This window comes from Nitratireductor lacus (genome assembly GCF_056431025.1).
The window spans coordinates 42,266-64,885 of sequence record NZ_JBWKMB010000024.1 but is presented as its reverse complement, the minus strand read 5'-3'; the positions used below and the strand labels follow the sequence as shown (position 1 = coordinate 64,885).

Sequence of the window (22,620 nt, the reverse complement as noted above, 5' to 3'; positions counted from 1 at the left end):
CATCTCGAGCGCTGTCTGTTCGGGGGCCGGTGTCTTCAACATGACCCAGTGAATCAAAAACCCCCGGCAAATGCCAGGGGTTTGTCAGCAGTCTGAAACCCGGCGCGAGGCCGGGTTTTTCATGTCTCTGCAGGCGACGTTTTAGGCAACGGCGCCGTTGATCCAGGCTGAAAGCGCCGTCTTGGGTGCGGCGCCGACCTTCATGTCGGCCACTTCGCCGCCCTTGAACATCATGAGGGTAGGGATCGAGCGCACGCCATACTGCGCGGCCAGTTCCGGGTTCTCGTCAATGTTCACCTTGGCGATCTTGACCTTGCCACCGAGCTCGGCGGCGATCTCGTCCAGCGCGGGCGCGATCATCTTGCACGGGCCGCACCACTCGGCCCAGAAGTCGACAACCACGGGCTCGGATGCCTGCAGCACATCGGACTGGAAATTGTTCTTGTCCGCCTTCACGGTGGCCATGGGAATTCTCCTTATCGGCAAATCGATCACACCACATGTGGTGGTGGCGCGGGGTCGCGTCAAGCTCTGTTGTGTCACGCCCGCGTGAGTCGTTCAAGCGCGTCTGCCAGACGTTCGGCGGGAACCGGCAGCAGCACCGGCGTTTCGGTAAACAGAAGCGCAGCCTCGATCCTGCGCCCGGGATAAAGCGGTTTCAGGAGCTCCGCATAGAGCGCAAGCTGCGCGACATAGGGGGCGGGTGCTTCTTCCAGCGATTTTGGCGCGGGGCGGTTGGTCTTGTAATCGACGATCAGCACCGCATCATCGGTGACGGCCAAGCGGTCGATCTTGCCGGAGACGGCGTGGCGGCGCTTGCCAAGCGTGAGTTCGCCCATGACCGAGACCTCGGCGCGGGACCCGGGCGCGAAGATCGCAGCGAAGCGCGTGTCCTCGAGGATCGCGCGAACCGAGTGCCAGACTGCCTCCCGCTCTTCGCTGCTCCAAGTGCCGCCCACACGATCGAGATAGCGGCCCGCTGCGGCCTCACGCTCCTCCTGCGGGCACTCGGGCAGCAATTGCAGAAGCCTGTGCACGGCCAGACCGCGCTGGATGGCAAAGCCCGGCTTGCGTGCCTCGTCGAGAACGGGAGAAAGGGGTGAGGGGACCGGCTCGTAATCAGCTTCGATCAGGGCGCCAGCGCGTGACGGCGAAAGCGGGCGTGGCAGGTCGACCGGCATGGGCGGCGGGGTGAGCAGGGCTTCGGGAAGCGCGGTTTCGGAGCGGGTTTCTGCGGGCCGCTCCGCTTCGGGCTTTACCGCCGGCGCATCACTCACACGGTAGCGGTAAACCGGAGCGCAGATTGCGGGGCTCGCCCGCTCCTCCACCCGGTCGGCCCCGGAAAGGGCCGCACGCACGACATTGAGCCAGGTCAGTTCCTGTGGCTCACGCTGGCCATGATAACCGCAGACGATCAGCCGGTCCTCGGCCCGCGTCATGCCCACATAGAGGAGCCGGCGGTATTCTTCCTCCGCCTTGACCTTCGCATCAGCCTCGAAACGCGCGGCCACCGTGTTGGAAACATCCTTGCCGGCGCGCCAGAGAAAGCCCTTGCCCTGCCAGCCTTCGCCACGCGGCGCAAAGGGCATGAGCTTGGGCAGATGCTGGGAGACGAAGGGCGCACTGCCCGGATCGACCAGGAAAACCACCGGAGCCTCAAGACCCTTGGCGGCATGGACCGTCATGATGCGCAGCTCGTCGCGCGTCTGGTCCATTTCGCGCTTGATTTCGGGCGCCTGCCCTTCAAGCGCCGAAAGGAGCGCTTCGAGCCCGTTGAGCCCCGCGCGCTCGCCGGCCAGTGCGAAGGAGAGGAACTCGTCGAGAATGTCGTTTGCCTCATGGCCAAGCCGGGCAACGAAAAGCCGACGCGCGCCCTCCCGCTCGCGCGTGCCCGTAAGAAGGCTGGCATAGAATTCGAAAGCCGGCTTGAAAGCCGCTTCGTTCTGCCAGTTCTGCAGGGTCTCGACCATGCCGGCCACTGCCGGATCTTCAAGCGCCTGCGCGCGCATGGCATCGAACAGCGGAACGGCGCGCCCGCGGTTCCAGGCAAGGCGGAAGAGGCGTTCCTCATCCATGCCGAAGAGGGGGCTTTTCAGCACCGCTGCCAGAGACAGGTCATCATGCGGCTGAAGAAGGAAGCGGCCAAGCGCGATCAGATCCTGCACGGCGATGTGTGCGGTGAGCCGCAGGCGGTCCGCACCGGCCACATCGATGTGGCGGTTTTTCAGGCTGCGCGAGAGCGCGTGCACGAACCGGTCGCGCTTGCGCACGAGCACGAGCACATCGCCAGCGGTGAGGCGCTTGCCGGTGCCTTCGATGATCTCGCCATTGCGGATCCAGTCCTCGACCGTCTGCGCGATGGTTTCGGCCAGCCGCACGGCGGGTGCGGAGGCATGGTCGATGGCCTCCGTCCAGTCTTCCGGCTCATCCACCGCGACCGGTGCAATGGGCGACCAGACTTCCACATAGCCGGGCTGGCCCGCGCGAACCGCCAGATGCTCGATCGGCTCGGGATCATGCGTCAGCCCCTGCGCCACATCGGCCTTCGAGAACACGAGATCGGCGGCGCGCAGCACATCCTCGGTGGAGCGGAAGGAATAGCGCAGGCGCAGACGCTCGAAACGGCGCTCGACCTCGCGCACCTTTTTCTCAAAAGCGCGACCGCTTTCGCCGAAGGCCGCAGGCTCCGCTCCCTGAAACGAATAGATGGACTGCTTTTCATCGCCCACCGCGAAGATGGTGCGCATGAGGCCTTCGCGCGCACCTTCGCCGGCAAAGAACTCTTCCGCCAAAAGGCGCACGATCTGCCATTGCTCGGGGCTCGTGTCCTGCGCCTCGTCGATCAGCACGTGGTCGATGCCCTTGTCGAGCTTGTACTGCACCCACGGTCCGGCATCGGCACGCGCCAGAAGCCGGATGGTGCGCATGATGAGATCGTTGAAATCGAGAAAGCCGCGCGCGCGCTTCAGCCGCTCATAGCGGGCGATCATGCCATCGGCGATGACAAGGGCCGCACGCGTTGCCTCCAGCATGCGGAAAAGCGCCACGCGGTCGACCGCATCGCGGATTGCCTCCGCCGCCTCGCCATAGCGCTCCACAATGTCGGGCAGGGCGGTGCGCAGCGCCTTTTTGAACGTGGTCTCGCCATAGACGCCGCCATCGGCCTTCAAAAAGCCCTTGCGCAGATGGTCGAGCCTTCGCAGCGGGTCCGCCTCCTCGAAGGCGCGGCTGGCATCGGGCACGATGCTCTTCAAAACCGTTTTGGCGTCGACGGCCTCCGCCTCGGCCACGAAGGCACGAAACGCGCCGGCATCGAAGCCCGGAAGCGGCCAGATGGAGGCGGCAATCGATGCTGCGGTGTCATTGGCTGCGAAATCGAACTCCTCGAACAGGGCGCTGTAGGGAACCGGGTCGTTGCCGATTTCATCGATAAAGGTGCGCAAGCCGTCGCGGCGGGCGATGATCTCCGACAAGAGCTCCTGCAAGCCGCTCTCGCCGCCGCGCTCCAGCACCTCGGCAAAGGCTTCTGCCAGCGCGCCATCCTCGCCGGCCGCACCGGACAGGAGATCGCGCCGCGCTTCGGCGAGAAGCGCCTCCTCCATCTGCGTGTCGAGCAGCTCGAAATGGCCGGCAATGTTTGCCTCCAGCGGGAACTGGTGCAGGATCGCCTCGCAGAAGGCGTGGATCGTCTGGATTTTCAGACCGCCCGGCGTTTCCAGCGCGCGGGCAAAAAGCCGCCGCGCGCGGGCAAGCTTTTCACGGCTGGGCGCCTTGCCCTCCATCTCTGCGATCACATCGGACAGCGCTTCATCGGGCAGGAGGCTCCAGCCGGCGAGATCGCGGAAGACGCGGTTGGCCATGTTGGCAGCGGCAGCGCGCGTGTAGGTGAGGCAGAGGATCTTCGAAGGGTCGGCCCCCTGAAGCAGAAGCCGGATCACGCGCTGGGCCAACACATGGGTCTTGCCGGAGCCCGCATTGGCCGAAACCCAGGCCGATGTGGCGGGGTCGGCTGCAAGCGACTGCGCCTGGATCGTATCCTCGGGGATGAAGGAGAACTTTTTCATTCGTCCCCTCCGCTTTCGCCTGCATCGCCACCGGCAGACCATTCGAGCACACGCGCCAGATGATCGTAGTCGCCATCCACATCGCCCTCGCGGAAGGGCAGGACGCGTGAGCGATAGCCCGTCTCAGGCTTGTGATAATGGGCGAGAAGCTGCCCCAGCCGTTCCCATGCCTCTTCGGCCATGCCGGGCGCGGTCTTGTCGCTGTCCTTCATGCGAAGGATGGATTCAGGCACGACCTCGCCATTGGCCTTGAGCCGCACATAGGCGAGGTCGCCGGGCTCTGCCGGGCCGATATCGGCGAAGGCGCCGCGCTGAAGCAGCGCCGCTTCCAACGCAAGCTGTGGCGAGAGAAGCGTGTGCGCCTGCCGGCGCGATGGCGAGGCGCCGGTCTTGTAATCGAGGATCTCGGCGCTGCCATCGGCGCGGATGTCGATGCGGTCGGCGCGGCCTGAAAGGGTGAGTCCGAGCTTTGCCACCTCGATGGCCGAGGCGCGGATTTCTGCATGGCGCCTTGCGATGCCTTCGGCGCGAGCGCGTTCCCACTCGATGACGGAAGCCGCCGTGCGCTCGAAGCGTGGCCACCAGACCGTTGCCACATCCTGCGGTAGACCGGCCTCGGCAAAAAGCTGGCGGCCAATGGCGATCAGCCTGTCGAGCGCGTCGGGAGCAGTCGGGTCTTCCACCTCCTTGATGAAGCGCTCCAGAACATCGTGGAAGAGATTGCCGCGTTCTGCGGCACCCGGATCGCGGATCAGCGGGTCGAGCGCGACAAGCGCCAGAATGCGTTTTGCATAGACGGCATAGGGATCGCGCCGGAGAGTCTCGATCTCGGTGATGGAGAAGCGCGTGGGGCGCGCCTCGACCGGCGGCGCGGGCTCGGGCCGGGGGGCGAAATCCTCGTCCGGCCTGTCGTCCAGAAGACGCGCCCATGCGATCAGCTCCCGGCCCCGCGCGCGCATTGTCTTCGTCGTTTCCTCGCCAGCGAAGGCGAGAATGCGCTGCAGCCAGCGCGACGCGACCGCAGGTGCATCGCCGGCGCGGGCGGCGCGTGTCAGCACCACATTCCTCGTGCCCATCGCCATCATGAAATCATGCGCGGCCTGGCCGATCCGGCGTTCCGGCGGTTCCAGCGAAAGCTCGGCCTTCATCAGGCGCGACATGAAGCGGTCGGAGGAGGGGATGGCAGGCCAGGTGTCCTCGTTCATGCCGCCCAGCACCATCGTGTCGACATGCAGAAGCCGCGCTTCGAGCGTGCCCCAGATGGCGACTCGCCTGTCGGCGCCCATGGTGGGTTTCACCACTTCGGTGGCGATGAGCGCGGCAAAGACCGCCGGCCATTCGGCGGCATCGAAGGGCAGGGTCGTCTGCGAACCCACCAGACCGCGCAGGAAGGCGGCCATGGCCTGCCCGCGCTCGCCGTCATAGTAGTTGGTGAGGCTGCCGTCTTCGGACCGGCCGAGTGCTTCGAGAACTTCGACTGTCTTGCGCGCCATCTCGGGCACGCCGATGCCCGATTGCCCGCGCAGGGCGGCCAGTGGGCGCAGCGCCTCGACCAGAGCACCGAGCACGACGCGCGCCTCGGCCAGTGCGGCGTCGTTGACGCGCGGGAACCAGAAGGGTTTGCGCGTGTCGCGTTCGATCGCTTCCCAGCGTGTTTCAAAGAGCGCATCGAGCGTGGCGATGTCTGGCCGACCCGTGCCGCCGCGCAGCGCCACTAGCTCGATGGTCTCGGCGGCGCGGCGCACGCTGGCGCGCTTCAGCCCCAGCCGGAGCAATGGGTGCTTGAGGAGGGCGACCATGGCGATGGGTTCGCCGGGGCGGAACACGGTTTCGAGCAGCAGCCGGGCCAGCGTTGCCGGCGGGGTGTCGGCGAGCGGCGTGCCGCCGGAATCATCGGCCTCGATGCCGAAGCGACGCAGCTCCACCGCGACACGACGCGCCAGACCGCGATCGGGTGTGACGAGTGCTGCCGTTGCGTTTTCGTCGGTCAAGGCTAGGCGCAGCGCAACGGCAATCGAGAGCGCTTCCTCACGCTCGTTTGCGGTCTCCACCAAAGTCACGCCGGAAAGCGCGTCCCCTTCTGTCGCATCGGCTGCCAGCGCCTGATTTTCAAGCCAGGCATCCGTGGTTTCGGCAGGACGCAGCGTTTCGCTGACCAAGGCGCGGCGCAGGGCAAGCGGCGGGGCAGGCTCGCCAAGCTCGACCACCTCGTCGCGCGTGATGCCCATGGCGGAAAGCAGTTTCTTCAACCCTGCCTGCGGATGGCCGAAGGCGGATGGCTCGTCCGCATCGCCCACCGCCTCCCAGGCACGCGCGTCGAGCCGCGTGTCGAGGCCCGGCAAGACCACGGCACCGTTTGCCAGCCCGGCGATTGTCGCCAGCAACCGGGCCGTCGCGGGAATGGAGCCGGTGGAGCCGGCAGCGATGACCGGGCCTTTGTGCGCATGGGCCTTGAGGCGTGCGGCTTCTGCTGCCAGCATGGCGTTGCGGTGTGCGGCGGGGTTGGAGCGGTCGAATTCTTCGAGCAGTTTCGGCCAATGGGCGGTGACTATCTGCAGAAATTCGAGCGTCACCTGCCACCAGTGCGCCAGCGCATCAGGCGCGAGGCTGGCGAGCTTTGTCCAGTCGGCTTCCTCGGTTTCGATCTCGTCCATCAGGCCGGCCAGATCGCGCGCGAGCCAGATGGAATCCGACGCCGAAGCCGGCACCACAACGCCTTCCTCGAAGAGTGCGGCCACGTGGCCGGGCAGCCGCGCCTTCCACGCCTGCACGAGCGGTGCCAGCAACAGGATGCGATCCAGCGCCTCTATCGGCGGGGCGAGATCGAGCGCGGTGGCACCCTCCGTATCGAACAGCGCGGCCTCCTCATCGAACTCGCCCAGCGGGCGGATGACGGGCAGGATGGCGGATTGACCATCGAGCTTTCGAAGCAGGACATCGCGCAGGGCGCGGGCGGCGCGGCGGGTTGGCAGATAGATGGTGACATCGGCCAGCGCCAGCGGATCGCCCGTGTGCCGAAAACCCGGCACGAGCTTTCCACCGAACAGAGCTTCGACAAGCGTCTCCAGAAAGCCGACGCCGGGGGGGATGGAAAAGACGCGGCTTCTATCTTCAGCCAACATCGCTCTTCTCGGCGTGCATCGCCACCACCGCTTCGGCGGGGGCGATGGCGTCCGGCGTGCCGACGGTGATCCACGCGCCGTCCATCCTCATACCGAAAAGCCGGCCCGTGGCCTCGGCTGCATCGAAATAGGAATTGAGAGACTGGGGTTCGTTGCCGGCACCGGCAAAGATGCGCGGGTGCAGCACGATCGCGCCGGCATAGATGACACCGCCCTCCACGCCGCGATCACGGGTGAGGCGGCCATCCTCATCCATTCGGTAATCGGTCGAGCCGGAATGACCTGTCGCCTGTTCGGTGTCCGCAACCATGAGGAGAATATCCATGGTCTCAGGCTCCCAGGCAAGGGCCATGCGCTCGAGGTTGGACGTGCCAGCTTCGAGCCAGAACGTGTCGGCGTTGAGAATGAAGAAGGGCGCGTTTCCCAGGTGCGGCAGGGCGCGAATGATGCCGCCGGCCGAGTCCATGAGTTGATCGCGCTCATTGGAGATGACGATCTTCGGCGCGATGCGGCCTGCCAGATGAGCTTCCATTTGGTCGGCGCGGTAATGCACGTTCACCACGGCCGTCTCGACGCCCGCGCCTTCCAGCATGTCGAGCGCCCGGTCGATCAGCGTCCGCCCCGCGACCTTCACCAGCGGTTTGGGCATGGTGTCGGTGATGGGGCGCATGCGCTTGCCGAGCCCGGCGGCGAGCACCATCGCCTTTGTCGGGACCGTTCCGCTCATGCCTCGTCTCCGCTCAGGAAGCCGGCCTCTTCATAGAATGTGCGCAGCTCGTCCAGCACGGGATGGCGCATTGCACGGCGAAGATAGGCGCGGATGCGCGGCAGGTGCTTGATGTAAAAAGGCTTATGGTCGCGCTGCTCCAGCCGCACGAAGGTGCCAAGCAGCTTGGAATTGCGCTGCGTGGCGCAGATCGCATAGGCCTCGTCGAACGCTTCGCGATCAAACGGCCCCTGCTCGGCCCGGGCGGCGCAATAGGCTTCCACGACGGCGCGTTCCAACTCTTCGGGCATGGTCACGCGGGCATCGAGCGCCAGCGAAGCGACGTCATAGGCCGCTGGCCCACACACCGCATCCTGCAAATCGATCAGCCCCAGCCGGTCGAACCCTTCGCGCTCGGCACGCCAGATCAGGTTTGGCGAATGAAAATCGCGCAGGACGAGATTTTTCTCGAAATGCTCAAGGCGCGCGAACAGCCGGTCCCAGCGCTCCATATAGCCCGCGCGTTCCGCATCGTTTGCGGGGCGCCCGGCCATGAAGGGCATGTACCAGTCGGTCAGGAGGCTAACCTCGATGCCAAGCGCCTCGCGGTCATAGGGCGGCAGTTCATGAACAAGCTGATCGTTGACCGGCATCTCTTTTGGCCATGCGTCGCGGTGAAGGGCTGCGAGGAGGCGCGCCGCCTCCACATAGCGCTCAGTGACCGGCTCGCCTTCGGGCGAAAGAAACGGTGTCTCGCCGAGATGTTCGGTCAGGAGAAGCCCTGTTTCCAGATCCTGCGCATAGACCTCGTAGGCCGAGAAGCCGCGCCCGCGAATGGCGTTTGCCATCGCCACGGAAGCGGCGACCGACTGCGCCAGGTGGGCGACCTGGCTATAGGGCCGCCCGCAGGCAAGCAGCGGCTCGTCGCGCCGCTCGGGCGCGTTCATCAGGATGCGGCGGGCGCCAAGCCGCGTGGTCACGGTCTCATAGGCCCGCAGCGAGGCATCGCCCAGAAGGAAGGCGCGATGGGCGCGCAGTTCTCCGGCGTTGTTGAGAAAATCACGGATGGCGAAGCTGCGCTCCAGCCGAAGCATTGCCTCCTCCGGCCCGGCGATCACCGCAAGCCGGCCTTCACCGCTGTCGTGAAGCTCAATGCGGATCGCATCGGCAAAACGCTCGCCTGCGCGTTCCGGCCATTCGACAAGCGCAACGCCATCTTCTGCCGCCTCGAAAAGGCCGAGCTCTTCCAGCTCGTCTGGGTCGCCCAGCCGGTAGAGATCGAAATGATGAACGGGAATGCGCGCGTCGTAGCTTTGCACCAGCGTGAAGGTGGGGCTTGGAACATCGAGTTCCGCATCGCCGGCCAGGGCGCGGATGATGGAGCGGGCGAGGGTCGTCTTGCCGGCACCGAGATCGCCCTTCAGGGCAAGGATATCTCCAGGCCGCAACGCCACGGCGATGTCCTCGCCGAAAAGCGTGGTTGCGTCTTCATCCGGCAGGAAGCGTTCCAGAACGCGTGCTGTCATACGGTTTGGCTACTCTGCGGCGACCCGCGCCTGTGTCGGCGCGGAGGGGAAACGGCAGGTTACCGTGGTTCCGCGCCCTTCGCCCGTGTCGATGTGAACCGAGCCTCCATGCAGCTCGACGAAACTCTTGACGATGGAGAGGCCAAGGCCCGCACCACGCCTGCGCCCGCCATTAACATGCGGCTCGAAGCGTTTGAAGATCGTTTCGAGCACATCAGGCGCCATGCCGGGTCCGTCATCATGGACGCGGAATTCGACCGCATCGTTATATTGCCGAGCGGAGAGGCGGATCGTGCCATGCTCGGGTGCGTAATTGGCTGCGTTGGAGAGCAGGTTGAACAGAACCTGCCGCACGCGGTTTTCGTCCGCATGGAAAACGAGCGTGGCATCATCCATCTGCACATCGAGGCGAATCTGGTGTTCGCGCAGACGTTCCGAGATGAGCCCGGCCGCCGCCTCCACCATGTCGCCGACCCGCACCTCGCCGATCTCCAGTTCCATGATGCCGGCATCGACCGTCGCCAGATCGAGAATGTCGTTCACCACGGTGAGAAGCACGGAAGAAGACGACCCGATGTGATCCACATATTCACGCTGCTTCTGATTCAGCGGCCCCGTCTCCGGAAGGTTCAGGAGTTCGGTAAAGCCGATAATGTTGGTCAGCGGCGAACGCAGCTCGTAGGAAACGTGCTGAACAAAATCGTTCTTCAGCTTGTCGGCCTTCTGCAGCGCGTCGTTCTTCTCTTTCAGCGCGCGTTCCACGTTCACGCTGTCGGTCATGTCGACAAAGGTGATCATCACCTGACCGTTGGGCAGCGGGATTGTGGCGTGGCTCAATACCGAGCCATTTGAAAGTTCCACCTGGCCATGCTGGCTGCGCCGCTCGTCATCGAAACCCGTAACGGAGGCAACGAAGCCGCGCCATGGACTGTCCTTGGCGAGCGGATCGCACACCGCGCGGATATCGGCGATGTGCGCTTCGGGCGTGACGAGCTGGTCCGGCAGGTTCCAGATGCGCTGGAAGGCGGGGTTGGAAAGGCGCAGACGTCCATCCGGGCCGAACACCGCAACACCTTCGGTGAGATTGTCGAGCGTTTCGCCCTGCACCCGCATTGCCGCATTGTAGCGGCTTTCCAGATCAAATTTTTCCGTCAGGTTCTCGAACACCCAGGTCACACCGCCCTTGGGCTGCGGATTGGCGATCACGCGGATGGTGCGCCCGTCAGGCAGGTGCCACCAGTGCTCCTGCGGCTTCATGCTGCGATAGGCGGACAGGAGCCCTTCCTTCCAGCGCCGCCACTCGGGCTGTTCGGCCAGCGTGCCTTCGCTGCGCAGCCGGTCGAGCAACAGGGCGTTGTCGGGTCTGCTTTCGAGGAAAGGGGTGTCGAGATCCCACAGCTTCTGGAACGACTGGTTGAAGAAGCGCAGCTTCTGGTTCTCGTCGAAGATCGCCACCGCCGTGGTAAGCTGGTCGAGCGTGTCGGAGTGGCTCTGGACCGTGCTCTGATACTCCCGGCGGATCGATTCCACTTCGCTGACATCCGCCGCGATGCCCGCAGACCCATGCATGCCCGCATAGTCCGTGACCGCAAAAACCCGCCGCTCGCCCCGAACGACCGCCGAAAGCGATTGCCGGAAGACCTCATTAGCTTCCCGATGCCGGTTCGTGATTTCCTCGCGCGCCGACATGGGCAGGAATTCGAGCTGTTCGCGCAGAACCGCATCGCCGGTGGGCGCATCCACCGCGCCCGTGAACGCACGGTTCACCCATGCGAGCTGGCCGGCCTTGTCGCGCAGCCAGAACGGCATGTCGAGCGCGTCGATCAACCCCAGCAGCGTCGCGCGTTCCGACAAAAGATTACCCTGCTCGAGCTGAAGCCGCGCATGCTCTTCACGCACGCCGGTGAGCGAAACGAAGCGCAGCACCGTATGCTGGGCGGATTTTCGCCCCTGTGCCTCGAGCATTGTGCCGGAGCGGGTTTCAATGGTCAGATCGAAATTCTCGCCGGTTTCGCGCAACGTGGCGAGTGCGCGGTCAAGCGCTGAAGCCGAGCGCGGCATCATCCAGCGCCCAAAGGCGAGAAATGCCGAGCGTTCGTCCGGGGCGCCGCAGCCGGGCGGAAGATCGCCGACAATCGCCGGCCTGTCCGATCCGCCATCCCAGACCACTGCCCGCTGATCCTTGAGATTGAGAAGGGCCTCGGAGCGGCCAAGAGCGCCGCTCAGCTCGGCGATGCGCGCGCGCAGTTCGAGATTTTCAGAAGCGATGCGGGCGCGCTGCCGGATCAGCCAGATGGCGGAAAGAAAGGCGGCGCCCATGACACCTGCGAAAACCGCGAGCTGGATGACATCGACAGCCGTGACGGAAATGCCCGGTGCAAGCTGTGCAGTGGTCTGCGCGGCCGCCACGGATGGCACTGCCACGCTTGTCGTCAGCGTCAGAAACCGCACCAGTCCCCGCATGATGCCCGCTTTGCGCTGTCGGCCCCTAGGGCCCGTAGATCCGCCGCTCAGCGGGTCCAGCCCCGGCATGTCCTGTTCCTTCTCCGCCGCATGATCTGGCAAGACCGCCCCTTCCTTTCGCCAGGCTCATAGCCCGGAAGGTCAGCCGCCTCGCGAATCACAGCACTGTACCGCGTGAGCGAATCGCCGTGAAGAAGGACGCGTGACAAAAATAATACCGGGCCAAAAGTCAATGGCCCGGTATCAATATCTTGTGTCTTGGTTAATTCTACTTAATAGCGGTAGTGTTCCGGCTTGAACGGCCCCTGCGGCGTAACGCCGATATAGGAGGCCTGTTCTTCCGACAGGGTGGTCAGTTGAGCGCCCAGCTTGTCGAGATGCAGGCGCGCGACCTTCTCGTCGAGATGCTTCGGCAGGACATAGACCTCGTTCTTGTACTGCTCGCCACGCACAAAAAGCTCGATCTGCGCCAGAACCTGGTTGGTGAAGGACGCAGACATGACGAAGCTCGGGTGGCCCGTGGCGTTGCCGAGATTGAGAAGACGGCCTTCGGACAGGAGGATCATCCGCTTGTTGTCCGGGAAGGTGATCATGTCCACCTGCGGCTTGATGTTCGTCCATTTGAGATTGCGCAGGGCTGCAACCTGAATCTCATTGTCGAAATGACCGATATTGCCGACGATCGCCATGTCTTTCATCTTGCGCATGTGATCGAGAGTGATGACGTCCTTGTTGCCGGTCGTGGTGATCACGATGTCGGCAGCCGGGGCGGCATCATCCAGCGTAACGACCTCGAAACCGTCCATGGCGGCCTGCAGGGCGCAGATCGGATCGACTTCGGTCACCTTAACGCGGGCACCGGCACCGGCGAGCGACTGGGCCGAGCCCTTGCCCACATCGCCATAGCCGCAGACCACCGCCACCTTGCCGGCCATCATCACGTCGGTGGCGCGGCGGATGCCATCGACCAGCGATTCCTTGCAGCCATACTTGTTGTCGAACTTCGACTTGGTCACGGAATCGTTGACGTTGATTGCCGGGAAGGGGAGAAGGCCCTTCTTCTGAAGCTGGTAAAGACGGTTCACACCCGTGGTTGTCTCTTCCGTCACGCCCTTGATGGCTTCCTTCTGGCGCGCGAAGAAGCCCGGCGTTGCCGCCATGCGCTTCTTGATCTGCGCAAACAGGACTTCCTCTTCCTCGCTGCCCGGGTTGGACAGGACATCCTCGCCGGCCTCGGCGCGGGCACCGATGAGGATATACATGGTGGCGTCGCCGCCATCGTCGAGGATCATGTTGGAGGGTTCGCCATCCGTCCACTGGAAGATCTGGTCCGTGTAGGTCCAGTACTCCTCGAGCGTCTCGCCCTTGACGGCGAAGACCGGCGTGCCGCTCTCGGCGATGGCCGCTGCAGCGTGATCCTGCGTGGAGAAGATGTTGCAGGAGGCCCAGCGCACATCCGCGCCGAGTGCCTTCAGCGTTTCGATCAGAACGGCGGTCTGGATCGTCATGTGCAGCGAGCCGGAGATGCGCGCGCCCTTGAGCGGCTGCTCCTTGCCAAACTCCTCGCGGCAGGCCATCAGGCCCGGCATTTCCGTTTCGGCGATCTCGATTTCCTTGCGTCCCCAGTCGGCCAGGGAAATGTCGGCGACCACAAAATCCTTGTCAGCGCTCATTGGCGTACTCTCCGATTTTCATGAATTCGGGCGCCACAGGCAGCAGGCCGGGCGCGAAGGCTGGCATCTGACTACCAGATCATGGCGCAGCTCACAATGGATATAAAGAAATCTTTATTCGTGCATGTGAAGCAGCCGGGGTGGCCTCAGCACTCTTCGCCGAAGCGATCGGCAATCAGGGTCTGCAACGCATCGAGAAGCGCTTCTGCTTCCCGCCCGCTGGCGCTCACGCGGATCTTGCAGCCCGGGCTGGCGGCAAGCATCATCAGACCCATGATGGAGGTTCCGCCGACGGTAATGCCATCCTTCTCGACCTCGACATCGGCGTCGTGATTTTCCACCGTCTGCACAAACTTTGCAGAGGCGCGTGCATGCAGGCCGCGCTGGTTGACGATGCTGAATTCGCGCTTCAGCCTCTCGGGAGCGGGTGTGCTGTTTGAGACTTCGTTTGCCTGGGCCACACTCATTTTCCGCTCAGAACCTGACTTGCGACATTGATGTATTTGCGGCCGGCCGCCTGTGCCTCCTCGAGCGCCTGCGCCATGTCGTCATTGGCGCGTGCGGAAGAAAGCTTGATCAGCATGGGCAGGTTGACCCCCGCAATGACCTCGACACGGCCCGCATCCATCACCGAGATGGCAAGGTTCGACGGCGTGCCACCGAACATGTCGGTGAGAATGATCACGCCCGCGCCGGTGTCGGCCCGGGCCACCGCATCGACGATATCGCGGCGGCGCTGCTCCATGTCGTCCTCGGCGCCGATGGAAACCGTTTCCAGGTTTTCCTGATGGCCTACCACATGTTCCACGGCGTGGCGGAACTCCTCGGCCAGCTGGCCATGCGTCACCAAGACGAGCCCGATCATCGGCACATCATCCGAAGGCTTGGTTTTTCGCTCGAGCCTGTCACGCTTTCACTCCATCCACTGGCTTCACGGGTCTGCCCGTTTATCCGGTTTTTCTTCACTTAGCGTTCGGACCTTTCCGGTCCACCCTTGCAGAGACAGATCCCAAGACGCCCCAGTCCCGTCCCGCCTCGCGGCAAGAGCGCTATCTTGTCAACGCACAGGCCGTTGACAAGCCCAAAACTGCGGCGATTCGCCTAAATAAAGTTCAAACGGGGGTGCGAGCGGGCCCAAAAGGCGGCAATTGAAGGATTGCAGCGATGGCGTGGACCGCCCTTCGTGCCTGCCGTTGCGGCAATACCACGCACGGTAACGCAATGCCCTCGTGTTCGATCTCCGCCCCTTCGGAGAAGCGCGGCGCCTCTTCTTCGTCGACCAGACGTATGGCGAGGTCGATGACGGCGGCAGGCACGTGTTCGAGCTTCGCCGGCCCCAGACCGCGCGCTTCGGCCAATCCCGCGATGGGATCGGGTGTGCGCACGATCAGGCGCCCGCTGCGTGCGGAGAGGTATACCTGATCGTCTGACACGAAGGCGGCGAAGACGCCTGCTGCCCGGAAGAAGGCGAGCGCCTCAAACGCAAGCATCGTCTTGCCGGTGCCCGACTCGCCCTCGATCAGAATGCCGGTGCCCGCAACAACGATGGCAGTGGCGTGGCGGTTGTGCATGGCGGTCAGGCCTCGGCCGGCAACGAGACAATGAACCGGGCACCCTTGAGGTCACCGGGCTTCGCCCCGGCGATGTTCTCCGCTGTCAACGTGCCGCCATGGGCCTCGATGATCTGGCGGCTGATGGAGAGGCCAAGGCCGGAATTCTGGCCGAACGCCTCACCTGCCGGACGATCCGTGTAGAACCGTTCGAAGATGCGATCGATGTTCTCCACTCGGATTCCAGGCCCATTGTCCTCAACCGTGAGGATGATGCGCTTGCCGGCGCGCGCGAGGCGCACATCGATCCGTCCGGTCTTCTCCGGCACGAAGGAGCGGGCGTTCTCGATCAGATTGGTGATCACCTGCCCGAGCCGCAGGTCATGACCCTGAATGAAATAGGGCGTGACCGCTTCGTCTTTTCCGCCGGCTGTGAACGTGATCTCAACCGGCTTCTTGGACGAACCGGCCTCGCGGATCGCACCCACCAGATCGCCAACGAACTGCTTCAGCTCCACGCGGCCCGCGTCCTCGCGCGAAAGCTCCGCATCGAGGCGCGATGCATCGGAAATGTCGGTGATCAGGCGGTCCAGGCGCCTGACATCGTGCTGGATGATTTCCAGAAGCCGCTCGCGCGAGCGCTCATCCCTGGCGAGCGGCAGCGTTTCCACGGCGCTGCCGAGCGAGGTCAGCGGGTTCTTCAGCTCATGCGCCACGTCGGCGGCAAAGCTCTCGATGGCGTCGATGCGTGCATAAAGCGCCTTCGTCATGTCGCGCAGGGCCGCGGACAGATTGCCGATCTCGTCCTGACGATGGGAGAAGTCGGGGATCTCCTCACGCGAACGCGCGCCACGGCGCACGCGCACCGCCGCCGCCGAGAGGCGCCGCAACGGGTTGGCGATTGTCGAGGCAAGCAGCAGCGAGAGAATGGCCGTCACCAGCGCTGCGACGGCAAACACGCGCAGAATCGCCTTGCGCTCGGCTGCAACGATCTTGTCGATGTCGCCGCCCTGGGTCGACAGGAGAAGCACGCCGAGCACGGCGCGGAAGCGCTGGACAGGCACGGCGACGGAAACGATCTGCTCACCCTGCTCGCTGATGCGCACAACATAGTTGGTCGTGCCGGTGAGCGCCTTCATCACTTCCGGATAGGCCACACCGCTGCCTCCCGGCTGCTCCCTGTAGACAGGCAGGTCCCGGCGGCGGAAAATTTCCCTCAGCCGTTGCCAGACCTGATCGAAAAGGCTCGCATCTTCATCCTCGATGGAGGGCAGTTCATAGCGGAGCACCTGCCCCAGATACTGGGAATCAAGCAGAAGATTGGCGTCTGGATCATAGATGCGGGCGCGTGTCCGGGTCTGCGGTATGAGCCTTCGCAGGAGAGGAGCCACGCGCTCGGGGTTGATCGGAAAGTCCAGGCTTTCCAGCTGGTCGCCCCGCGGCGGCAGGCTCTGTCCCGCCTGCAGCTCGAGCAGCTTGTCGGGATCCACAAGGATGGAGTCGGTCTCCACCTCGGCGGAGCTGGCAATGGCGCCGGCAATGATCTCGCCCTGCGTCATCAGGCTTTCCACGCGGGCGCTGATCAGCTCTTCGCGGAACTCGTTCAGATAAAGAACACCGACAACCAGAACGCCGAGACCGGCGAGGTTCAGGAACAGGATGCGCCGCGTCAGGCTGGAAAAGACATAATGGCCGAAAAGACGGCGCAGGGGCACGGCAAGCCGGCCCAGAAAGGGCTGGCCCACTGAACGCGCGGCCCTCGCGGACCGCCGCTCCGTCTTTTCCGTTTCTGCACTCATCGCTACTGTCTTGCCGGCACACGCGCCGGGCTACTGCAATTCCGGGACGACCCCAGGGTCCTGACCCAAGCGCGGTTCACCGTTTCATGGAAACGCCGCTCCGCTCTATCTGTCTTTCCGCATTTATGCGGACGTCAGGTGACTCCACCTGACTGCAAAATGCTAGATCTCTCGGAAGCGATAGCCGACGCCATACAGCGTTTCGATCATGTCGAACTCGCCGTCAACCGCCTTGAACTTCTTGCGCAGGCGCTTGATATGGCTGTCGATCGTGCGGTCGTCCACATAGACCTGCTCGTCATAGGCGGAATCCATCAGCGCATCGCGGCTTTTGACCACGCCCGGACGCTGCGCCAGCGAATGCAGGATCAGGAATTCCGTGACGGTGAGCGTCACCGGCTGCCCCTTCCAGGTGCAGGTGTGGCGCTCCTGATCCATCACAAGCTGCCCGCGCTCCAGCGACTGCGACTGCTTGCCCGGCGCCTTGGCAGCGATCTCGCGATTGCTCGCACGGCGCAGAACCGCCCGGACACGCTCGACCAGAAGACGCTGCGAGAAGGGTTTGCGCACAAAATCGTCAGCACCCATCTTGAGGCCGAAGAGTTCGTCGATCTCGTCGTCCTTGGAGGTCAGGAAGATCACCGGCACATCGCTCTTCTGGCGCAGCCGGCGCAGCAGTTCCATGCCATCCATGCGCGGCATCTTGATGTCCAGGATCGCCAGGTTCGGCGGCCGCGCGCCCAGCCCTTCGAGCGCCGAAACGCCGTCGGTGTAGGTCTCGACCCGATAGCCTTCCGACTCCAGTGCGATGGAAACGGAGGTGAGAATGTTGCGGTCGTCATCGACAAGCGCGATTGTTGCCATATCCAGCGGCTCCCTCATGGGCATATCGTCCCTATCTGCATCGATCGGTTGCGCAGTTGCAGGACAAATTGGGTACAAAATGTGGCATATAAAGCAGCCTGTGTCACACGGGTGCTTCTCATGACACCTCCCGACGCTGCGAAGCTGTGCAAATATTGGCCGAATCCAACCCGATTTAAACGATTTAAACGATTTTAAAAAATTTAAATCGATTAATGGTTTGAAATCCCACGCTTATTTGTGTTTTCAGCTGAGATCGCCTGCGGAGACAGGCATCTCAAGGGAAATCTGGTGGTTACGATGAACGAAACCGGCATGCGCAACCCGGCTTGCGGGATCGACAGCAATGGTCTGAAAACGACGGGCGCCGTCTTTTATAATTTTCAGCCGGCTGCGCTCTATGAGGAGGCGATCCGCCGCGGAGAGGCAAAACTCACCGCCGACGGCGCGCTGGTGGCCGAGACCGGCCAGCACACGGGCCGCTCCGCCAGGGACAAGTTCGTCGTGCGCACCACCGACACCGAGGATGCCGTGTGGTGGGACAACAACAAGCCCATGTCGGCAGAGCATTTCGACGCGCTTCACGCAGATTTCGTCAGGCAGGCCGCTGACCGCGATCTTTTCGTGCAGGACCTTGTGGGCGGGGCGGATCCCGAAAACAGCCTGTCCGTGCGCGTCATCACGGAATATGCATGGCATTCTCTGTTCATCCGCAACCTGCTCCTGCGGCCCGAGGTGGAAGCGCTCGCCTCCTTCGTGCCGGAGATGACGATCATCGACCTGCCGTCCTTCCGCGCCGATCCCGAGCGCCACGGCTGCCGCACCGAAACCGTCATCGCCGTGGACCTGACCCGCAGGATCGTGCTGATCGGGGGCACTTCCTATGCGGGCGAGATGAAAAAGTCGGTCTTCACCGCGCTCAACTACATTCTGCCGGCAAAGGGCGTCATGCCGATGCACTGCTCGGCCAATGTCGGACCGGATGGCGATGCCGCCGTCTTCTTCGGTCTGTCGGGCACCGGCAAGACCACGCTTTCTGCCGATCCGTCGCGCACGCTGATCGGCGACGACGAGCATGGCTGGGGCGAGACCGGTCTCTTCAACTTCGAGGGCGGCTGCTACGCAAAGACGATCAGGCTGTCCGAAGAGGCCGAGCCGGAAATCTTCGCCACCACCCGCCGTTTCGGCACGGTTCTCGAGAACGTCGTACTCGATGACCAGAGCCGGCCGGATTTCGACGATGGCAGCCTGACGGAGAACACGCGCTGCGCCTATCCCCTGCACTTCATCCCGAATGCAAGCGAGACCGGCCGTAGCGGCCATCCGAGCAACATCATCATGCTGACGGCCGACGCGTTCGGCGTTCTGCCGCCCATCGCCAGGCTCACACCGGCGCAGGCCATGTATCACTTCCTGTCGGGCTACACCGCCAAGGTGGCCGGCACGGAAAAGGGCGTGACCGAACCGGAAGCGACCTTCTCCACCTGTTTCGGCGCCCCCTTCATGCCGCGCCATCCCTCGGAATACGGAAACCTGCTGCGCGACCTGATCGCCCGTCACGGTGTCGACTGCTGGCTGGTCAACACCGGCTGGACCGGCGGGGCCTATGGTGTCGGCAGCCGCATGCCCATCAAGGTGACGCGCGGCCTTCTGAACGCGGCGCTGAGCGGCGGGCTCAACGATGTGGAGTTCCGCACGGATCCGCATTTCGGCTTTGCCGTTCCCGTTGCGGTGCCGGGCATTGATGCAGGCGTGCTTGATCCGCGTTCCACCTGGGCCGACAAGGCCGCCTATGACGCTCAGGCCCGCCGCCTCGTCGGCATGTTCGTCGACAATTTCGAAAAATTCGAAACGCATGTGGATGCCAGCGTCCGCGCAGCAGCGCCGCATATGGCGGAAGCGGCCGAATGACATCAGGCTTGCATCCCTGCCGCTGAATGCGCATTTTCAGGCCCGGTTCACGACCGGGCCTTTTCATGTGAACGGACAGGAGCAATGGCCGAGGGCGACCTCAACATCAGGAGTGGCGTTACCGTCTTCGAGGACGAGTTGCAGGAACAGTTCATCCGTTCCTCCGGTCCCGGCGGGCAGAACGTCAACAAGGTGGCGACCGCCGTGCAACTGCGGTTCAATGCGCGGGCGGCACGCGGCCTGCCCGAACGTGTGCGCGAAAGAGCGCTTGCCCTGGCAGGCAGCCGCGCCACCAAGGACGGCGATATCGTGATCGAGGCCGGGCGTTTCCGCACTCAGGAGATGAACCGCGCCGACGCCCGAGACCGGCTTGCCGAACTGCTTTCGCGCGCCGCCGAACCGCCACCCAAGCCACGCAGGAAGACAAAGCCGTCCCGCTCCGCCATTGAGCGGCGGCTGAAGGCAAAGGCCGGCCGCTCATCCGTCAAGAAGATGCGCGGCAAGGTCAGCTTCGACTGAGACGGGCATTGAAAGGGCGACGCGCCGCTACGGTAACTTATGCCCAGCAACTGTTTTGCGGTTGAAATCCCGAGGCGTTACACGTCAAATATCCCAATTCTAACTGGAGACCTTACCCATGGGCATTTTCGATTTCGTCAAATCCGTCGGCAAGAAGCTCGGCGTGGTGGACGAGGAACCCCCGGCAGCGGACGAACTGAAGAAGGAACTCGATTCCCACAAGCTCGGAACCGACAAGGTTGATGTGGTCGTGGAAGGTGACAAGGTCGTTCTCAAGGGCGAAGTCGCTGACCAGTCGGCTTTCGAAAAGGCCGTTGTTGCCGTCGGCAACACGCTCGGCATTTCCAAGGTGGAGGCCGGCGAGCTGAAGGTCGCGGCGGCGGCAGCGAAGGCGCCGGTTTTCTATACCGTGAAAAAGGGCGACAATCTCTGGAAGATCGCCGAGGCCAATTACGGCAAGGGCAAGGGTGCGAAATACACCGTGATCTTCGAAGCCAACAAGCCGATGCTCGACGATCCGGACAAGATTTACCCCGGCCAGGTGCTGCGCATTCCCGATCTCGCCGAGGCGTGATCGCAACTGTCATGATCTGACAGGAGACGGCGGCTTTCGGGTCGCCGTTCTCTTTTTTGCGGGTGTAAGCTTTCTGCGCGAGGCTGTCTGCGTGGTGCGTGGTTCGACAAGCTCACCATGAGGAAGGCGGTATCGGGCAAGCCTGTTCATGAACATGATGGAGGGGTTTGCAGCCAATCCCGCCCCTCATGGTGAGCTTGTCGAACCACGCACTCCATCAATGCAACGGCGCATCATGCGCCGTGTTCGACGCAAGGAGACCCTGTTGCCGAACCTGACCGAAGGCGTGCGCCATCTACCGGGTTATCTCGATCGCGCAGCCCAGGAAGCGCTGGTGGCGGACATTCGCGCCGTGGTGCGCGAGGCACCGCTGTTTGTACCTGCAATGCCCCGCACCGGCAGGGAGATGAGCGTGCGCATGACCAATTGCGGCGCGCTCGGCTGGGTTACGGACAAGGAGCGCGGCTACCGCTATCAGGCGATGCATCCCGTGACCGGAAAACCCTGGCCGCCCATTCCGGCACGGCTGCTCGCGCTTTGGGACGAGGTGGCGGATTTTCCCGCTCCGCCCGAAGCCTGCCTTGTCAATCACTACACCGAAGCGGCCAAAATGGGCCTTCATCAGGACCGCGACGAAGAAGCCTTCTTAGCACCGGTGGTTTCCGTATCGCTTGGAGACACGTGCCTCTTTCGCGTCGGCGGCACAAAACGCGGCGACAGAACCGTTTCCGTCAAACTTCAGTCCGGCGATGTGGTGGTGCTCGGCGGGGCAGGGCGGCTGGCCTTTCACGGCGTCGACCGCATCTATCCGGGCACCTCGACACTGCTTTCAGCGCCCGGACGCATCAATCTCACGCTGCGCCGGGTTACAGCTTCCTGAGCGCGACCTCTTCTGTCAGATGGTTGGCACCCTTGCGCAGGATCAGATCGGCGCGCGGCCTGGTCGGCAGAATGTTTTCGCGCAGATTCTTCAGATTGATGTTCTCCCAGAGCTGCTCGGCAATGGCGAGCGCGGCGTTGGGCTTCAGTGCGGCATAGCGGTGGAAAAAGGATTCCGGATTCTGGAACGCCGTTTCGCGAAGCCGCATGAAACGGTCCACATACCATTGATGGATCAGATCTTCCGGCGCGTCGATATAGATGGAGAAATCAAAGAAATCCGACACCACGGGGACGGCTGCCCCATCCTGCGGAAGATCGCGCGTCTGCAGGACGTTGATGCCCTCGAAGATCAGAATATCCGGCCGGTCGATTGTGCGGAACTCACCCGGCAGAACATCGTAGGTCAAATGAGAATAAAGCGGCGCCTGGACATTTGGCACGGCGGCCTTGATGGCCGAAAGAAACCGCAGGACGGCCCCGACATCGTAGCTTTCGGGAAAGCCCTTCCGTTCCATCAGATTTTCGCGCCGCAGGATCTCGTTCGGATAGAGGAAACCATCGGTCGTCACCAGATCGACCTTGGGGCTGGATGGCCAGCGGGTGAGGAGTTCCTGCAAAACGCGCGCCGTGGTCGATTTGCCGACGGCCACCGAACCGGCGATGCCAATGATGAAGGGGGATTTGACCACGTCTTCCGAATCGAAAAACACCTGCCTCTGCCGGAACAGGAGTTGCGTGGCTTCCACGTGGGCCGAGAGCAGGCGCGACATGGAAAGATAGATCCGGCGCACCTCCTCCAGATCGACCGGGTCGTTCAGCGAACGCAGCCGCCGAACCTCGTCCTCGGTCAGCGTGAGCGGCGTATCGGCGCGAAACTTCGCCCATTTCTCGGCGCTGAAAATGCGATAGGGGGAGTACTTCTCCCCTGAGACAAGCTGGTCCATGAAGTTCGCGGCCCCCTTCCTTG

The 22,620-nt window shown here is 63.4% G+C and carries 17 protein-coding genes; 4 read left to right on the top strand and 13 right to left on the bottom strand.

What is annotated here, in order from left to right; all coding sequences use genetic code 11:
- Window positions 1-141: 141 nt before the first annotated feature.
- From trxA to AC07E3_RS18125, 12 genes are all read right to left on the bottom strand, one after another.
- Window positions 142-465 carry a thioredoxin gene (gene trxA, locus AC07E3_RS18180; protein WP_007009092.1) on the bottom strand — a complete coding sequence of 108 codons (324 nt, stop codon included), beginning with the start codon at window positions 463-465 and terminating at the stop codon, window positions 142-144.
- 74 nt (window positions 466-539) lie between these two features.
- Window positions 540-4,064, bottom strand: a complete 3,525-nt coding sequence (addA, locus tag AC07E3_RS18175) for a double-strand break repair helicase AddA (protein ID WP_478363844.1) — start codon at window positions 4,062-4,064, stop codon at window positions 540-542.
- Window positions 4,061-7,186 (bottom strand): double-strand break repair protein AddB, encoded by a 3,126-nt coding sequence (addB, locus tag AC07E3_RS18170; RefSeq protein WP_478363842.1) that lies wholly within the window; start codon window positions 7,184-7,186, stop codon window positions 4,061-4,063. The genes addA and addB overlap by 4 nt, the downstream gene beginning before the upstream one ends.
- Complete coding sequence (locus AC07E3_RS18165) at window positions 7,176-7,913, bottom strand: nucleotidyltransferase family protein (RefSeq protein ID WP_478363840.1); 738 nt, start codon at window positions 7,911-7,913, stop codon at window positions 7,176-7,178. The genes addB and AC07E3_RS18165 overlap by 11 nt, the downstream gene beginning before the upstream one ends.
- The gene (tsaE, locus tag AC07E3_RS18160) at window positions 7,910-9,418 is read right to left on the bottom strand and encodes a tRNA (adenosine(37)-N6)-threonylcarbamoyltransferase complex ATPase subunit type 1 TsaE (RefSeq protein ID WP_478363838.1); all 1,509 of its coding nucleotides are present in this window, start codon (window positions 9,416-9,418) and stop codon (window positions 7,910-7,912) included. Before tsaE ends, AC07E3_RS18165 begins: the two co-directional genes overlap by 4 nt.
- Before the next feature lie 9 nt (window positions 9,419-9,427).
- Entirely contained in the window at window positions 9,428-11,950 is a 2,523-nt protein-coding gene (locus AC07E3_RS18155) for a sensor histidine kinase (RefSeq protein ID WP_478363850.1), read from the bottom strand.
- Window positions 11,951-12,153: 203 nt separating this feature from the next.
- Window positions 12,154-13,554, bottom strand: coding sequence for an adenosylhomocysteinase (gene ahcY / locus AC07E3_RS18150; RefSeq protein ID WP_478363837.1), 1,401 nt, complete (start codon window positions 13,552-13,554; stop codon window positions 12,154-12,156).
- 146 nt (window positions 13,555-13,700) lie between these two features.
- Window positions 13,701-14,021 (bottom strand): HPr family phosphocarrier protein, encoded by a 321-nt coding sequence (locus AC07E3_RS18145; protein WP_478363835.1) that lies wholly within the window; start codon window positions 14,019-14,021, stop codon window positions 13,701-13,703.
- The gene (locus AC07E3_RS18140) at window positions 14,018-14,419 is read right to left on the bottom strand and encodes a PTS sugar transporter subunit IIA (RefSeq protein WP_007009100.1); all 402 of its coding nucleotides are present in this window, start codon (window positions 14,417-14,419) and stop codon (window positions 14,018-14,020) included. The genes AC07E3_RS18145 and AC07E3_RS18140 overlap by 4 nt, the downstream gene beginning before the upstream one ends.
- A gap of 247 nt (window positions 14,420-14,666) precedes the next feature.
- Complete coding sequence (locus AC07E3_RS18135) at window positions 14,667-15,125, bottom strand: HPr kinase/phosphorylase (RefSeq protein ID WP_336070860.1); 459 nt, start codon at window positions 15,123-15,125, stop codon at window positions 14,667-14,669.
- 5 nt (window positions 15,126-15,130) lie between these two features.
- Window positions 15,131-16,903 carry a stimulus-sensing domain-containing protein gene (locus tag AC07E3_RS18130; protein WP_478363832.1) on the bottom strand — a complete coding sequence of 591 codons (1,773 nt, stop codon included), beginning with the start codon at window positions 16,901-16,903 and terminating at the stop codon, window positions 15,131-15,133.
- A 162-nt stretch (window positions 16,904-17,065) separates the two neighbouring features.
- Window positions 17,066-17,767, bottom strand: coding sequence for a response regulator transcription factor (locus tag AC07E3_RS18125; RefSeq protein WP_088941548.1), 702 nt, complete (start codon window positions 17,765-17,767; stop codon window positions 17,066-17,068).
- A gap of 300 nt (window positions 17,768-18,067) precedes the next feature.
- On the opposite strand from AC07E3_RS18125, the gene AC07E3_RS18120 reads away from it, so the two are divergent.
- The 4 genes from AC07E3_RS18120 (at window position 18,068) to AC07E3_RS18105 (ending at window position 21,651) form a co-directional block, all read left to right on the top strand.
- Window positions 18,068-19,678 (top strand): phosphoenolpyruvate carboxykinase, encoded by a 1,611-nt coding sequence (locus AC07E3_RS18120; protein ID WP_478363848.1) that lies wholly within the window; start codon window positions 18,068-18,070, stop codon window positions 19,676-19,678.
- Between the two features lie 84 nt (window positions 19,679-19,762).
- Window positions 19,763-20,197, top strand: a complete 435-nt coding sequence (arfB, locus tag AC07E3_RS18115) for an alternative ribosome rescue aminoacyl-tRNA hydrolase ArfB (RefSeq protein WP_478363830.1) — start codon at window positions 19,763-19,765, stop codon at window positions 20,195-20,197.
- A 118-nt stretch (window positions 20,198-20,315) separates the two neighbouring features.
- Complete coding sequence (gene lysM / locus AC07E3_RS18110) at window positions 20,316-20,771, top strand: peptidoglycan-binding protein LysM (protein WP_007009105.1); 456 nt, start codon at window positions 20,316-20,318, stop codon at window positions 20,769-20,771.
- A gap of 265 nt (window positions 20,772-21,036) precedes the next feature.
- Window positions 21,037-21,651, top strand: a complete 615-nt coding sequence (locus tag AC07E3_RS18105; protein ID WP_336071147.1) for an alpha-ketoglutarate-dependent dioxygenase AlkB family protein — start codon at window positions 21,037-21,039, stop codon at window positions 21,649-21,651.
- On the opposite strand, the gene coaA is transcribed toward AC07E3_RS18105, so the two are convergent.
- The gene (coaA, locus tag AC07E3_RS18100) at window positions 21,638-22,597 is read right to left on the bottom strand and encodes a type I pantothenate kinase (RefSeq protein WP_336071148.1); all 960 of its coding nucleotides are present in this window, start codon (window positions 22,595-22,597) and stop codon (window positions 21,638-21,640) included. The genes AC07E3_RS18105 and coaA overlap by 14 nt on opposite strands.
- Between the last annotated feature and the right edge of the window lie 23 nt (window positions 22,598-22,620).